This window comes from Dokdonia sp. R78006 (assembly GCF_042466145.1).
Taxonomy (GTDB): Bacteria; Bacteroidota; Bacteroidia; order Flavobacteriales; family Flavobacteriaceae; genus Dokdonia.
Map to the genome: position 1 here is coordinate 2239858 of NZ_JAXHBU010000001.1, position 16449 is coordinate 2256306.

A 16449-nucleotide genomic window follows, 5' to 3' on the forward strand; every position below is an offset into this window, starting at 1 on the left:
GATTGTTAGTATATATAAGGTACTTTGATAGACGCAGCATAAGATAATATATGAAACTATTTAAAAAAGAATTTACCAATAATGAGATTCTATTCTATGTAAGGCGTGCCTTGTGGATTCTCTTTGCGTGGATGCTGGTTGCAAATATTATTTTTCTTTATGACTACGCAACACTCGTATCTGCAGATGCACTTACATCAGATTTTGATTTTGAAGTTTCCTTTAAGGCAAACTTACTGGTGTCTATCATGGCAGGTTTAATAGGAGGTATTTTTACCGTTAATATTATGGAGCTGTGGTTACGTAAATATGCTTTTTGGAGAGCACTTATTTACATCACGTTGCTCTATGTCATTATAGCGTTTATTGTAGGTACGGTTGGTGCATATTACTATTATGCAGATTACCTAGGCTTACAACTTACTAGTGACTTACTTTATGACCGCGTGATTTCCTTTTATACCGAGCACATATTCATCAAGAATTTTGTGGTGTGGCTGTTTATTGTCATTCTAACGCTTATCATCCTTATGATTAATGATAAGTATGGTCCAGGCGTTTTTCCAGATTATTTGATGGGGCGTTATTTTCATCCTAAAACTGAGACGCGCATTTTCATGTTTGCAGATATAAGAGATGCCACCAGAATCGCCGAAAAACTAGGAGAACAAGAATATTTTAATTTCTTAAAAGACTTCTTTAACGATATTGCTCCAGCTATTATGCAAACTAAGGGCGAGGTTTACCAGTATGTAGGCGATGAGGTTGTGATTACCTGGAAGATGAAGAACGGTGTGAAAAATGCAAATGCCTTGCGCTGTTATTACCGTATGAAGAATATCATTTACAAGAAATCTATAAAATATTACAAGCGCTACAATGCCTTGCCAGATTTTAAAGTTGGCTTTCATTATGGCCAAGTTACAGTAGGGGAGCTGGGTAAAATAAAGAGAGATATTGCCTTTTCTGGAGACGTACTTAATACTACGGCACGTATCCAGAGCATGTGTAATGAGAAGGGTGTTGATATACTCGCGTCAAAAGCATTTGCAAGTATACTACCTAAGTTGCCAGGCACTACACGAGTAGTATCTATGGGTGAGGAGCTTCTTAAAGGTAAAAAGGAGGAAGTATCGCTAGTGACTTTTGAGCAAGGTAATGTGAATTAACTATTGCACACTATATAAGCTTTCGCGAAAATGTGCTCAACAGATTAATAGTCAGAACTAGCTAGCCTCTGCTTGTGTAAACTGTACTTCATACAGATTGCGGTAATGTCCATCTTCCTTAGCGAGAAGTTCTTTGTGTGTTCCTTGCTCGATGATTTTACCTTTTTCCATTACAATAATTTGATCTGCTTTTTTAATAGTAGCAAGACGGTGTGCAATCACAATGGAAGTTCTTCCTTTAGTAATTTTATTAATCGCTTTTTGGATTAACTGCTCGCTGTGTGAGTCTACAGATGAAGTAGCTTCATCAAGAACAAGAATTGAAGGATTGCTCACATATGCTCTTAAAAAAGCAATAAGCTGTCGCTGGCCGCTAGAAAGCATAGAGCCACGCTCTTTTACATTATAGTGATATCCGTCAGGAAGGCTAGAAATAAATTTATGAACGCCAATAGTTTTTGCACTTTCTATCACTGTTTCCTCAGAAATGTCAGGATTGTTAAGCGTGATATTGTTTAAGATAGTGTCGGCAAAAAGGAATACGTCTTGTAGCACGACAGCAATCTCATTTCTTAGATTGTTTAGTTTTATGTCTTTAATATCTGTTCCGTCTAGTAATATCTTACCGCTATCTATCTCATAAAATCTACTAAGTAAGTTGATAATAGTAGATTTTCCAGCTCCCGTAGATCCTACAATAGCAATGGTTTGTCCTGGTGCTGCGGTGAGTGATATTCCTTTGAGTACCTCTTCATTCTCTACATAAGAAAATCTAACATCTTCAAAGTCTATTTTACCTTGTACGTTATTAAGTTCTAGAGTTCCTATGTCTTGTATAGAAGACTGTGTGTCTAAAATGCCAAAAACACGATTTGCAGCAACCATTCCCATTTGTAAGGTGTTGAATTTATCTGCGATCTGTCTAAGTGGTGTAAAAAGCATCTGGATATAGCTTATAAATGCTGTTATTAATCCTATGGTGATGACATCACTTTGCGCAGCTTTAAGACCACCATACCATACAATAAGACCTATGGTGACAGAAGTACATATCTCTGCAATAGGGAAGAAGATAGAGTTGTACCATACCGTCTTATTCCACGCATCCATGTGTTTTTTATTAATGGCTTGGAATTTTTTATGCTCTATAGCTTCACGGTTAAAAATCTGTACGATTTTCATCCCAGTCACACGTTCTTGTACAAAAGTGTTGAGGTTTGCTACTTGCGTGCGTACTTCCTCAAAGGCAACTTTCATAGCTTTTTGAAATACACGTGTTGCATATAAAATTACTGGAAAAACAGCAAGTACAATAAGGGTAAGTCTCCAGCTCTCATAAAACATAAATGCCAGCACAACACTCATCTTCAATAAATCTGCAATAATCATAAAGAGACCTTGAGAGAAGATACTTGAGATGGTCTCAATATCACCTACGGCTCTAGTAACTAATCTTCCCACTGCCGACTTGTCAAAATATTGCATCTTGAACGTAAGCATGTGATCAAAGAGTTTTACTCTTATATCCTTAATTACTTGTTGCCCTATCCAGTTAGAAAAATAAATAAATAGCAGTTGAAATAAAACCTCACCAAAAAGTACAGCGGCCATGAGCCTCATATAAAAGAATAAGTCATCACTAGATCGTTGAGATATCCCTAAATCTATGGCGTTTTTAAGGAAATATGGGCGTAGTGCAGCACAAAGTGAGAGTACTACGGCAGCTATAGCAGCTATATATAATCTACTGCGATACGGTGTCGTAAAAGCGAGTAGACGTTTAAATAATTGCGTATCAAAAGCTTTTCCTTTAGTCTCTGCCATGATCTTTATAAATTGTTTCTGGGTATAAAATCTCTGTTAAGTATAAACCGCGTCCAGGAACTGATTTTCCTGCCTGTGATCTACTTTTACCAGTTATTACCTCGTGCATCCATTTAATGTCTCTCTTTCCTTCGCCTATTTCTAGTAAAGTACCTACAATGGCTCGTACCATATTACGTAAAAATCTATTTGCTGTAATATGAAAATGATACTCATCCTCGGTCTCTATCCACGTTGCACGTGTAATATCACAAAGATAGGTGTTCACGTCAGTATTTGATTTAGAAAAACACTCAAAATCACTATAGTCAAGCAGGATCGCTGCCGCCTTATTCATAGCTTCAATATGCACTTCATTCCGTACTGTTGGGGCGTGATCTGATGTAAATGGGTTTTTTTCTTTCCCTATGCGATACACATAAGACCTACTAGTGGCGTCAAAACGTGTATGTGCTTTGTCTGCCACTTGAAAAATGCGTTTAAAGGCTATATCTTTTGGTAAAAGACGATTGAATTTATGGGTAAGTTTTTCTATGCTTTCTTGAGTAGTAAACTGCTCGCCATCCCAATCAAAATGTGCATACATCTGTGTGGCATGCACACCAGCGTCAGTGCGTCCAGCACCCATGATTTGGACTGGTTTTCTCAAAATCATAGATAGTGCCTTCTCTATCGTTTCTTGCACGGTAACGGCATTAGGTTGACGCTGCCAGCCGTGGTAGTGTTTTCCAAAGTAAGAAAGCTCGATAAAATAACGCACTGTGTTGTATTTTTGTGGCAAATATACGCTTTCGCGAAAGCGCACTCAAATGAAAAAGATACTCCTACTAAGCGATACACATAGTTACATAGATAATCATATCTTGGGTCACGTCGATTGGGCAGATGAGGTCTGGCATGCGGGTGACATAGGTGACTTAAAAGTAACAGACGCTATATCAAAACGGAAACCGCTACGAGCTGTTTTTGGAAATATAGATGATACCGAGGCACGACAAGAATTCCCGCTCAATAATAGGTTTACTTGTGAAGGGGTAGATGTTTTGATTACTCACATAGGCGGTTATCCAGGAAGATATTCGCCAGCAATACGCGATGAGATATATAGTAACCCACCTAAGCTGTTTATTTGCGGGCATAGTCACATCTTAAAAGTGATGCCAGATAAAAAAAGAGGCCTCTTACATATGAACCCAGGAGCAATAGGAAAACATGGTTTTCATAAAGTGCGCACCATGCTTAGATTTACGGTTCATGCAGGCAAGATTGAGAATCTTGAGGTGATTGAGGTAGCGCGGTAGCTGTTGCTCTTAGCTATTGATAATCAATTTGTAAGACTTGCAAGTTAAGCCTTGTATTACTTGAAGCTGACAATGTGGAGGTTTGTAACATTTTCGCGCAAGCATATTTGCCTTCCCACTAGTAAATAGTATCTTTGCAGCTCATTAAAAATAAGGATAATGAAAGACGGAATTTACGCAAAGATACATACGCCAAAAGGCGAAATCATTTTAAAATTAGAGCACGAGAAGACACCAGGAACGGTAGGAAACTTTGTGGCGCTAGCAGAAGGAAATCTTGAGAACTCACAAAAGCCTCAAGGAACTCCATATTATGACGGATTAAAATTTCACCGTGTAATTCCTGATTTTATGGTTCAAGGTGGTTGCCCACTAGGAACAGGAACTGGTGATGGAGGATACAAATTTGATGACGAGATTCACCCAGACTTAAAGCATGATGCTCCAGGAAAACTTTCTATGGCAAATGCAGGTCCTGGAACAAACGGAACTCAGTTTTTTATTACACACATCCCTACAGATTGGTTAGACGGTAAGCACACTGTTTTTGGAAACGTTGTAGAAGGACAAGAAGTTGTAAATGCAGTGGCTCAAGGTGATGAGATGACAAAAATCGAAATCATTAGAGTAGGAGCAGAGGCAGAAGCATGGAACGCAGTTGAAGCTTTTAGAACTTTTGAAGGTTCAAGAACAAAACGTGTTGAAGAAGAAAAAGCTGCACAAGCTGCAGAAATTGAAGCGCTAGCAACTGGTTTTGAAACTACAGCTAGTGGACTACGCTACCAGATTATACAAAAAGGTACTGGTGCAAAAGCAGAAAAAGGTAAAACAGTTTCTGTACACTATAAAGGAGCACTTCCTGATGGGACTGTGTTTGACAGCTCATTTAAAAGAAACCAACCTATTGACTTTCAATTAGGAGTAGGGCAAGTAATTCCAGGATGGGATGAAGGTATTTCTTTATTAAACGTAGGAGATAAAGCACGCTTAGTAATTCCTTCAGATTTAGGATACGGAAGCGCTGGTGCAGGTGGAGTAATTCCTCCAAATGCAACGCTTGTGTTTGACGTAGAGCTTGTTGCTGTAAAGTAATTAGTTTTTGAAATATATTTAAAAAGGTCTGACGTGCGTCAGACCTTTTTTTATGGAATTGAGTCAATAATGCTTTGTATCGCAAAGCTTTGCTATTTTTGATGATATGGAAACACTACAATATCCTATAGGAAAATTTCAAGCACCTGCGCAAATTACTCAAGAGCATCTCACAGCGTGGATTGATACTTTAGACCAATTACCAGCTAGACTACGAGCCCTCACAAAGGATTTAAGTGATGAGCAATTAGATACTCCATACAGACCAGAAGGATGGACGGTAAGACAAGTGGTGCATCACCTAGCAGATAGCCACCACAATAGTTACATACGTTTTAAATGGGCACTTACAGAAGATAATCCTGTGATTAAGGCGTATGATGAGAAGGCATGGACATTGCTGCCAGATCTAGAAGCATCACCTATAGAATGGTCTTTGCGACATCTTGAGGTGATCCATCATAAACTGGTGCAATTACTAAAAGTAATGACAGAAGCACACTATAAAAGAACCTTCACGCACCCAGACGGAAATAAAGTAGTAACCTTAGAAGAAAACCTAGGACACTACGCATGGCATAGTAATCATCACTATGCGCATATTGAAAACTTAGTGAAAAGGAGCAATTGGTAGCGATATTTAGAACACATAAAAAAGTCCCACATAGAGAACTATGTGGGACTTTTCTTTGACAGCAATGTACTAGTTACAAGTAATTACCATTTTATGATGGAGCTGGCCCAAGTGAACCCACTTCCAAAGGCAGCAAGGACAACAGTGTCACCTTCTTTAATTTTTTCATTTTCCCAAGCTTCTGTGAGCGCAATAGGAATAGAAGCTGCGGTTGTGTTACCGTATTTCTGGATATTGTTGTAAACCTTATCATCACTCAGCTTAAATTTTTTCTGCACAAACTGCGAGATGCGTAAGTTGGCTTGATGAGGGATAAGCATGTCAATATCTTCTACTTGTAAGTTGTTTTTTTGTAATCCTTCCATAATAACTTCAGAGAAGCGTACTACGGCATTTTTAAATACAAATTGCCCGTTCATGTGTGGATAATATGGAATATCCTCTTGCGGATTGGTCTCTATAAGCTCTGGAACCCATTGCTCTGTGCTTGGCCCTTTAAGAGAAAGCTCAAGTGCATGCTCACCTTCACTATGTAAATGAGAAGAAAGAATACCTTTACTGTTATCCTCTTCACGAGAAAGTACTGCCGCACCTGCACCGTCACCAAATATGACAGAAACACTACGGCCACGAGTAGTAAAATCTAATCCTCCACTATGATTTTCTGACCCTATGACAAGTACATTCTTATACATGCCAGATTTTATAAACTGATCTGCTGTTGCAAGGGCATATATAAATCCAGAACACTGGTTACGCACATCTAGTGCAGGAACCGTTTCCATACCCATCAAGTGTTGTACTTGAACACCACATCCAGGGAAGTAATAGTCTGGACTAAGCGTTGCAAAAACAATCATGTCGATATCCTTGTTTGTCAAGCCTGCACGTTCTATTGCGATTTCGGCAGCTTTTACACCCATTTTGGCAGTAGAGTTGCCATCACCTTTTTTTATATGTCTTCTTTCTTTTATACCCGTACGTTCTTGGATCCATTCATCATTAGTATCCATCAGTTTTGATAGATCATCATTTGTTACGACGTTTTCGGGAACGTATTTACCAAGACCGGTAATTTTAGAATTATACATAGTGTGTGATGTGTGTTTGAAAGAGGGTTTTGTGAGTAGATACGCTTTCGCGAAAGCGTATTAATCAATTTCTCGGGTGTAAAGATACTTTTTTACACGGCGGAGATAAAGCGTAAATGTGTCAATTGCTATGCACGCATAGTTTAATGACATGAAGACATAAAAAAGAGCGCCCGACTAAAAGCGCTCTTTTAAAAAACAACCTAACCAATAAAGTACCGTAAAAGATTACGGTACACTTATTACCGTTTATGCTACAGAATCTGTAGCGATATAATTTTTAAAATTATTGACCTTAATTTGTGCCTTTAAGTCATGCATCAAATTATAAAGTCCAAAGAATGTTCTGTTTATATACAAGAAGTGCTTACTTCCTCTATTTCCATTCATTTTGCGTATTTCTGTATCCTTACTGTACTTCTCACTCAGCACTGCTATTTGATCAAAAAAGGTACTGTCTCTAAAATCAAAATCTTCTTGTTGCATGGGTTGTGTAAATAAACTCAACATCTCGTGGAAGAGTGCCGAAAAGAATGTTACAGTATCTGCATCATCATCTTTTCTCAGTATTTCTAGCTGATAAAGTTTCTCTTCAAAAACAGCAGGATTATTAATATTTGCAGGCTCTGCTAGTTCGAAATAAGGAATATAAAAGTCTTCTGGAACATGCTTAATACATCCAAAGTCTATTGCGATAAGATTATTATCATTATCTACCATAAAATTTCCAGGATGCGGATCTGCATGTATACGTTTGAGCACATGCATTTGATACATGTAGAAATCCCATAATGCTTGTCCTAATTTATTGGCAGCTTCTTGATTAGTATTATGTGCTACAAATTCGCTCAGGTGCTCGCCATCCATCCAGTCCATAGTAAGGATGCGCTCGCTTGATAACTTTTCGTAATACTTAGGAAAAGTAAGATTAGGTATTGCTGCACAGTCTTCTGTCATGGCGATACTTTGGGCAAGCTCAAGGTTATAATCTGTTTCCTCGAGAAGCTTGTCTTCTATCTCTTTAAAGAATTTTTCTTTTCCTTCACCTTGAAGATTAAACATCTTTTTTGCAATAGGTTTTACTAATGCCAGATCACTACTGATACTGTCTGCGACTCCTGGATATTGGATTTTCACAGCAAGTTTTTTCCCATTTAATGTCGCTTGGTGAACTTGGCCTATACTGGCCGCGTTCACACTTTGAGCCGCAAACGTATCAAATAGATCTTCTGGGTATTTAGCTAAATATTTTTTAAATGTCTTACGCACTAAGGGTGCAGAAAGTGGGGGAACTGAAAATTGTGATAAAGAAAATTTTTCTACATATGCTTTAGGCATAATGTTTTTCTCCATACTAAGCATTTGTGCTACCTTAAGTGCACTACCTTTTAAACTCTTTAAGCCGTCATAAATATCCTCAGCATTATCTTCATTGAGTTGATCCTTTGTTAAGGAAGGATTAACCACTTTCTTGCCGTAATACTTGGCATAATTAGCGCCTACTTTTACGCCAGTGGTAACGAGCTTAGAAGCTCTCTGGAGTTTATTAGTAGGTATGTGGTCTATTGTTTTCATATATAGAATCCCATGAGGGATGTGTATTAAAATTTATTATTTAAGAACTTAGTCTTTATGATTTTGAGCCAAAGTTTTCTTTGAACAAGAACTTGCCAAAATCAATAATACTTTCTAAAGGTGTAGTCTCAAAAATGTCAAAAATTGCATTGACAGATTTTTCAATTGCTACATCTGTTTTCTCAAATCCTGGAGAGTTATCACTCATCCAATATTTTAATAAGAATAAGAATTGTACCCATGCTCCTTCGCTAAATAAACGAACAGGATTTTTTGTAATCTTATAGTTCTTATCGTCATTGCCAGCTTCAATAAGGTTTGATGCATATGAAGTCAGATGTCCTCTCAACTCCTTGAGCTGACTCATATTCTTAAGCATGTTTTTATGCTTGTCTAGAGAAAATAAGACATAACTTCTATTTGCTGTGAGCAATTCAAACATCGTAAAGAAGTAAGAAAGCATCTTTTCCTTATTTGGATAGCTGTCATAATCACTGTCCATATGTAGCACAGCTACAGTATTGGTGTGAAAAGCATTCCAAATACCAGCTTTAAGGTTATCAAAAGATCCAAAGAATTGATAGAATTCTGATTCTTCAATTTTTAGGTCTTTGCAAAATTTATATATAGTCTTTGGCTCCTCTCCATGTTCTAATACATAATCCATATATGCAGAGATAATCATGGTAGAAGTAACTGCTTTCTTTTTGGCAGTTGTTTTTTTAGTCGGTGTCTTTGTAGTTGCCATAATACTTGTTGTTTTATGTAAAGATACATTATGTTTATCGTTGTTGCGATTTGATTAAACAAAAGTTAAGTTAAAATTATTTCAAATTATATGAAACTCTATGACTGTAATAGAGATGCATATTTGACGCTATAGATATATAGGAGAGTGTTAGAAGTACGCTTTCGCGAAAGCGTAACAACATTATACACGCATCTGTCTTATAATAGCTAGCTGCATATGCCTAGCTGTGACACCTTGTCATACTTTCTCTAGTGGCATACTCCTTGTCTATTTGTGTTTGTTGAAAATTAATAACACTTAAATACATATATAATGAGTAAAATAATAGGAATTGACTTGGGTACTACCAACTCGTGCGTTGCTGTAATGGAAGGTAACGAACCAACGGTAATCCCTAATGCAGAAGGTAAGAGAACTACACCATCTGTAATCGCTTTTGTAGAAGGCGGTGAGATTAAGGTGGGAGACCCTGCAAAAAGACAAGCTGTAACAAACCCTACAAAGACGGTTGCTTCTATCAAGCGTTTTATGGGAAACAAGTACAGCGATAGTACTAAAGAAGCAGATCGTAGTGCTTACAATGTTGTAAAAGGTGATAATGACACTCCACGTGTTGATATTGATGGACGTTTATACACGCCACAAGAGCTTAGTGCAATGGTTCTTCAAAAAATGAAGAAAACTGCCGAAGATTACTTAGGACAAGATGTAACTCGTGCGGTAATTACTGTACCTGCTTATTTTAATGATAGTCAGCGTCAAGCTACTAAAGAAGCTGGAGAAATCGCAGGTCTTAAAGTAGAGCGTATCATAAACGAGCCTACTGCGGCAGCACTAGCTTACGGACTTGATAAGAAAGATACAGATCAAAAAATCGTTGTATTTGACTTTGGAGGAGGAACGCATGATGTTTCTATCCTTGAGTTAGGTGACGGAGTTTTTGAAGTATTATCTACGGATGGTGATACGCACTTAGGTGGGGATGACGTAGATCAAAAAATTATCGATTGGCTTGCAGATGAGTTTAAAGCTGAGGAAGACATGGACCTTCGTAAAGATCCTATGGCACTACAGAGACTTAAGGAAGCAGCTGAGAAAGCAAAAATTGAGCTTTCATCATCTACATCTACAGAGGTAAACTTACCTTATGTTACTGCAACAGCATCTGGACCTAAGCACTTAGTACGTACATTAAGTCGTGCAAAGTTTGAGGCACTTATTGATGATTTAGTAAAAAGAACTATCGAGCCATGTCAAACAGCACTTAAGGCTGCTGGATTAAGCACAGGTGATATAGATGAAATTATATTAGTAGGAGGATCTACTCGTATACCTGCAGTACAGGCAGCGGTAGAAAAATTCTTTGGTAAAGCACCATCAAAAGGAGTAAATCCTGATGAGGTTGTAGCTGTAGGAGCTGCTATCCAAGGAGGTGTACTTACTGGAGATGTAAAAGATGTATTACTTCTTGATGTAACTCCACTTTCATTAGGTATTGAAACAATGGGTAATGTATTTACAAAGCTTATTGAATCTAACACTACCATCCCTACTAAAAAGTCACAAGTATTCTCTACTGCGGCAGATAACCAACCAAGTGTTGATATCCACGTACTACAAGGAGAAAGACCAATGGCTGCAGATAACAATACAATAGGACGCTTCCAACTTACAGATATTCCACCAGCACAGCGTGGCGTACCTCAAATTGAAGTTGTTTTTGATATTGATGCAAATGGAATCATTAAAGTTTCTGCAATAGATAAGGCTACTGGAAAATCTCAAGATATTCGTATCGAGGCATCTTCTGGACTTTCTGAAGAGGAAATTGCAAAGATGAAAGCAGAAGCAGAAGCAAATGCAGAGTCTGATGCAAAAGCAAAAGAAACTGCAGACAAAATCAACGAAGCAGATGGTATGATTTTCCAAACGGAAAAGCAACTAACTGAATTTGGCGATAAATTATCTGATGATAAGAAGAAGCCTATCGAGGATGCACTTGCAGAATTGAAAGCAGCTTATGAAACTAAATCTGTAGATGCTATTACTCCAGCACTTGATAAAATCAATGAAGCTTGGAAAGTAGCCTCTGAAGAAATGTATAAAGCACAAGCAGAAGGAGCTGGACAACCAGGACCTGATGCACAAGCTGGAGGAGATGCAGGAGCAGATACCGCTAGTGATGTGGAAGACGTAGACTTCGAAGAAGTTAAGTAGCCTGTGCTGAGCGAAGTCGAAGTATAGATTTTGAGGAAGTGAAGTAATCATTTTCGCGAAACTGGAATTATTTGAGACGTATGATTTAATATCCCATACAACTTCAAATCAATAATAGAAAAGTCTCACAACGTATGTTGTGAGACTTTTTTTATGTCTTTTTTTCTAATTGTATTTATACAACAACTTGGAGTTTATCTAATTCTTATGTTCTTACAATTAAATCTGAAGTGATATTTTAGATGTTTTTCATATGGTAATGTCCATATTTACAGTGAATTACTGTAAGTTTTTTCTATGTTTTTGATATTAGAAGAAAATATTAAGATTTGTAATTAATTGATAATCAATAATAGCGAAGTGGTATAGCGGGAAAATTGTGTATTTCGTCGATATTAATTAACATAAAATTAGGTTTGTATAAGCGGTCTGATTTATCTTCGTTGCACCTTAATCCAACTTAACTATGGGGAAATTATACCTTTTTCTTACTTTATTGTTATGCTCTACGGTAACGGCTTTTAGTCAGTGTGCCCAGGTAGAGACATTTACTGTGTGCGACATGACTGTTGTAGATGGTAACGGTGATTCAATTCCAGATGGAATCATAAATCTCTATGAAGAGTTTTCTGCAATTACCGGAACAACAATCACTCCTGCAGATGGGATGTGGTTTGATCCTAACTTTAACTTTGCGCTTGATGTGGTAACTGGAGATCTGTATCTATGGGATCTTGATAGCTCATCTGAAGATATTGCAGACTATCAGTTCGAGTTTCTTAATGGAGCTACAGGTTGTCCAGATGATGTGCAGTTTTTATTCAATGTAGTTTTAGGACCTTACTCAGGAACCGCAGCAAGTACTACTGCAGGTGGAGTGAATCTTCAAGTGTGTCAAGGAGCTCCGCCTTTTGAGTGTGACAGTACTACAAATATTGATTTATTTCAAACTTTATTATCTAACCCTAGTCCGCATGGAAATGGAGAGTGGTTTTATGTAGGTTCAAGTCCTAATTACGTTGGAATCTCAGGAAATAGATTTCTTAACGTTAATATACCATATCAAGCTGGTCCACCACTTGTAGACGAAGAGACTTTTGAGTTAGAATATCGTGTGCCTGGAATTACTCCTTGTTCAATAGAAGAAATTACTTCTGTTTTGGTATCTGTTACTAAAGAGCCATTTGCAGGATTTGCAAATTCATTTGTGATATGTGAGACAGAGTTGTTAGCAGGTAACTTTGATATGGATATTAATTTACGTGATGATGAATATCTAGTAAATGAAAATATAGAAGGAATTTGGTTAACAGATCCTACTGGTCAAATATCTGGCCCTGGTGATTCCATTATCAATCTTAGAGAAATCTATGACGATCTTGTGGCTACTACTCCAGAATTTGGATGTATAACTTATGACTTTACTTATTTTGTAGAAAGTAGATCATCAATTTGTTCTGACCAACAAAGTACAATCAGATTTACATTTTATGAATATATACGACCTTTTGGACAAAATGATATTCCAGAATTATGTGTAGGAGATGAAACTCTGACTACATTAAATTTATACGATTATATAGACTTTGCGCAAGAAGGAGCTACATTATTTGATTACCCAAACAATAGTTGTACAAATTGGAGGTTGGTCTCTGGGCCTTCTAACCTGGGGCTTGTTTCTAATTTAGATGAAATATGTTCGCTTGTAGGTGATGTTGATTATACGAGTGCCGGCACAATTGATGTATCAACACTTACAGACAATACTTCTGCAGGAACTTATGTGTTTGAATTTATTGTAAATGAAAGTTACCATTGTGGTCCAGGTATCACGCAAACATTTATAGGTCCCGATGGCTGTGAAGTAGTCGTGTCTGGAGATCAGCCGTGTGAATCTCAATCTACACTAGTTACCTTAATAGTTAACCCAGCAAACTACGCAGGAGAAGACACTGCAGATCTTGAGATTTGTGAAACAGAGAGTCCTCTAGTACTTACGGACTTATTAGAAGTAAATACTGATGAAGCTCCTATTTATGTAGGTCCAAACGGAGTATGGACTAATACTGCAAATGGAGACGTAGTTGATAATAACTTTGAAATACCTACTATTACAGACTCTCAATTATTCAACTTTGAATATAATACTGTAACAGAAAACGGATGTGAAGACAGTGCTACACTAAGCTTTACTGTATATGAGCAATACGATCCAGGAGAAAGTGGACCGCTCGCAGTTTGTAGTGATGCAGCTGAGGTTGATCTCTTTACTCTTTTAGGGGGAACTCCGGATACTAACGGTACTTGGTCTGGCCCTGATGGTTTTACAACCACAGATAACGTTGCTCTATTTACACCTGGGACAAGTGTTGAGGGTGAATATATTTATACCGTACCAGCAAATGGAACGTGTCTAGAAGCATCTACAACGGTAGATGTGACTTTAGGAGATGCAATATATGCAGGGGAAGATACTACGGGTGTTGAGTTATGTAATACAACGACAACTGTAGATTTAATTACACTTCTAGAAGATAACGGCACAGACACTATAGATACTAATGGTGATTGGACTGATAGCTCTGGAGCAGTTATAGTAAATCCATTTGCAATACCATCAATTACAGATTCTCAAACTTTTGAGTTTGTTTATACTACTGGAGGTGGTGGTTGTGAAGATACAGCGACTTTATCTTTTACAGTTTTTGAGCAAGGTGATGCTGGTATAGATGCAGCTTATGAAACTTGTGAAGATGGAACCACTATAAATCTCTTTATATTATTAGGAGGTACACCAGATATAAATGGAACTTGGTCTGGCCCTAATGGATATACCACTACGGATAATGAAGCTAACTTTGACCCATCTGTAAATGCAGAAGGCGCTTATATTTATACTATAGCAGCAAATGGTGCATGTGAAGTGGTAACTGCTACGGTGACGGTTTCATTCTTTGCAACAAATTATGCTGGAGAAGATACTACGGGAGTGGAGCTTTGTGATAATAGTTTTACAAATCCTATTGATCTAATTTCATTATTAGAAACTAACGGTACAGATGCAGTATATGTAGGAGCCCAAGGTGTATGGTCGGATACTGCCACTGGCGATGTAGTTAGTAATCCATTTACTGTCCCTGCGGTAGATGAGCAGCAAGTATTTAATCTTACATATACGACAACAACTGATGATGGTTGTGAAGACACAGCAACATTATCTTTTACAGTATTTGAACAAGGTGATGCTGGTATAGATGCAGCTTATGAAACTTGTGAAGATGGAACCACTGTAAATCTCTTTACATTATTAGGAGGGACGCCAGATACTAATGGTACTTGGTCTGGACCTAGCAGTTTTACAACAACAGATAATAATGCGGTTTTTGACCCATCTGTAAACTCAGAAGGTGCTTATGTTTACACTATAGCCGCAAACGGAGCATGTGAAGCAGTAATAGCGACAGTTACGGTTTCATTTTTTGCAACTAATTATGCTGGAGAAGATACTACGGGAGTGGAGCTTTGTGACGATAGTTTTACAAATCCTATTGATCTAATTTCATTACTAGAAACTAACGGTACAGATACAATTTACGTTGGAACACAAGGAGTTTGGACAGACACAGCTACCGGTGCAGTAATTTCTAATCCGATTACAGTTCCTGCGGTAAATGAGCAGCAAGTGTTTGATTTTACCTATACAACAACTACAGATGATGGTTGTGGAGATGTAGCTACATTATCTTTTATTGTTTTTGAAAGTAGTAATGCTGGAACTGGAGGTACTTTTCAGGCTTGTGAGGATGGCGCTATTGTAGATTTATTTACAATTTTAGGAGGAAGTCCTGATAGTAACGGTAGCTGGTCTGGTCCAGAAGGATATGCTACAGCAGATAATAATGGTTCTATTGACCCAATGACTGCAGTGAGCGGTGACTACGTGTATAGTATTGCAGCAAACGGAGCATGTGATGCGGTGAGTGCAACGATATCAGTAAGTATTGTACCTGTCTCAAACGCAGGAGACGATATAGATACGTTTGTTTGTGCAGGAGATTACACAACTTCTTTATTTGGATTATTATCTAATGATGCTCAGCTTACAGGAGAGTTTATAAATATCGATACATCAGAAACTGTAATAGATGGATTAATTGATGTGGGAGCCTTAGGTGAAGGTACTTTCTCATATCTATACATAGTTTTTACAGATGCTTGTGGTCAAGATGATGCAACTATTACATTTACTATTACACCGGTTATGGCGCCTACAGTAGTATTAAATGAGCCATTTATCTGTATTAATGATGGAGTTACCTTAGGGAATCTTGTTGTTAGTGTAGAAGACTTTGTTTGGTACGCTTCCGCGGAAGGTGGAGATCCATTACCATTATCTACTTTATTAGTAGATGAGACAACTTATTATGTAAGTGCGGTAGATGACAACGGATGTGAATCACCTAGAGTACCATATCTAGCAGATGTTTTACCACTAAGCGACGGAAGATGTCAAATTCAAATCTCTGATGGAGTGTCAGACAATGATGATGGTCAGAATGACTTCTTAGAATTAGGAACTTTACCAAATATCTTCCCGAATTTTGATATTCAAATTTTTAATAGATACGGAACTATTGTTTACAGAGGAAATAGAAACACTCCACTTTTTGATGGAAGTTCTAATACAGGATCTGGATTAGGTGATCAACTACCTACAGGTGTATATTTTTACATCTTCTATCCTAATGATTCAAACTCAGAACCGATAGACGGATCTTTTTACTTAAGTAGATAA

Annotated in this window: 11 protein-coding genes; 6 read left to right on the forward strand and 5 right to left on the reverse strand. The window is 37.6% G+C overall.

Annotation, left to right across the window (positions count from 1 at the left end; all coding sequences use genetic code 11):
• The first annotated feature begins 50 nt into the window (after positions 1–50).
• Positions 51–1169: an adenylate/guanylate cyclase domain-containing protein gene (locus SJY37_RS10060; protein WP_298325677.1), complete on the forward strand. Its 1119-nt coding sequence runs from the start codon at positions 51–53 to the stop codon at positions 1167–1169.
• A 57-nt stretch (positions 1170–1226) separates the two neighbouring features.
• Here the strand turns inward: SJY37_RS10060 and SJY37_RS10065 are convergent, their stop codons facing one another.
• Positions 1227–2993 (reverse strand): ABC transporter ATP-binding protein, encoded by a 1767-nt coding sequence (locus SJY37_RS10065; protein WP_298325674.1) that lies wholly within the window; start codon positions 2991–2993, stop codon positions 1227–1229.
• The gene (truA, locus tag SJY37_RS10070) at positions 2980–3753 is read right to left on the reverse strand and encodes a tRNA pseudouridine(38-40) synthase TruA (RefSeq protein WP_298325672.1); all 774 of its coding nucleotides are present in this window, start codon (positions 3751–3753) and stop codon (positions 2980–2982) included. Before truA ends, SJY37_RS10065 begins: the two co-directional genes overlap by 14 nt.
• A gap of 49 nt (positions 3754–3802) precedes the next feature.
• Between truA and SJY37_RS10075 the strand changes: the two genes are divergently transcribed.
• The 3 genes from SJY37_RS10075 to SJY37_RS10085 all read left to right on the forward strand — a co-directional run bounded on the left by SJY37_RS10075 (position 3803) and on the right by SJY37_RS10085 (position 6020).
• Positions 3803–4294, forward strand: a complete 492-nt coding sequence (locus SJY37_RS10075; protein WP_298325670.1) for a metallophosphoesterase — start codon at positions 3803–3805, stop codon at positions 4292–4294.
• 159 nt (positions 4295–4453) lie between these two features.
• On the forward strand, positions 4454–5386 hold the full coding sequence (locus tag SJY37_RS10080) for a peptidylprolyl isomerase (RefSeq protein WP_298325667.1): 933 nt from the start codon (positions 4454–4456) through the stop codon (positions 5384–5386).
• 106 nt (positions 5387–5492) lie between these two features.
• Positions 5493–6020: a YfiT family bacillithiol transferase gene (locus SJY37_RS10085; RefSeq protein ID WP_298325664.1), complete on the forward strand. Its 528-nt coding sequence runs from the start codon at positions 5493–5495 to the stop codon at positions 6018–6020.
• Positions 6021–6103: 83 nt separating this feature from the next.
• Here the strand turns inward: SJY37_RS10085 and SJY37_RS10090 are convergent, their stop codons facing one another.
• The 3 genes from SJY37_RS10090 to SJY37_RS10100 all read right to left on the reverse strand — a co-directional run bounded on the left by SJY37_RS10090 (position 6104) and on the right by SJY37_RS10100 (position 9434).
• A complete protein-coding gene (locus tag SJY37_RS10090; RefSeq protein ID WP_298325661.1) occupies positions 6104–7111 on the reverse strand; it encodes a 3-oxoacyl-ACP synthase III family protein in 1008 nt (335 codons plus the stop codon).
• Positions 7112–7360: 249 nt separating this feature from the next.
• Positions 7361–8686 (reverse strand): AarF/ABC1/UbiB kinase family protein, encoded by a 1326-nt coding sequence (locus SJY37_RS10095; protein WP_298325658.1) that lies wholly within the window; start codon positions 8684–8686, stop codon positions 7361–7363.
• 55 nt (positions 8687–8741) lie between these two features.
• A complete protein-coding gene (locus tag SJY37_RS10100; RefSeq protein ID WP_379953042.1) occupies positions 8742–9434 on the reverse strand; it encodes a TetR family transcriptional regulator C-terminal domain-containing protein in 693 nt (230 codons plus the stop codon).
• Between the two features lie 315 nt (positions 9435–9749).
• Between SJY37_RS10100 and dnaK the strand changes: the two genes are divergently transcribed.
• Together dnaK and SJY37_RS10110 are read left to right on the forward strand one after the other, a co-directional pair.
• The gene (dnaK, locus tag SJY37_RS10105; protein WP_298325653.1) at positions 9750–11654 is read left to right on the forward strand and encodes a molecular chaperone DnaK; all 1905 of its coding nucleotides are present in this window, start codon (positions 9750–9752) and stop codon (positions 11652–11654) included.
• A 466-nt stretch (positions 11655–12120) separates the two neighbouring features.
• A complete protein-coding gene (locus tag SJY37_RS10110; RefSeq protein WP_298325651.1) occupies positions 12121–16449 on the forward strand; it encodes a gliding motility-associated C-terminal domain-containing protein in 4329 nt (1442 codons plus the stop codon).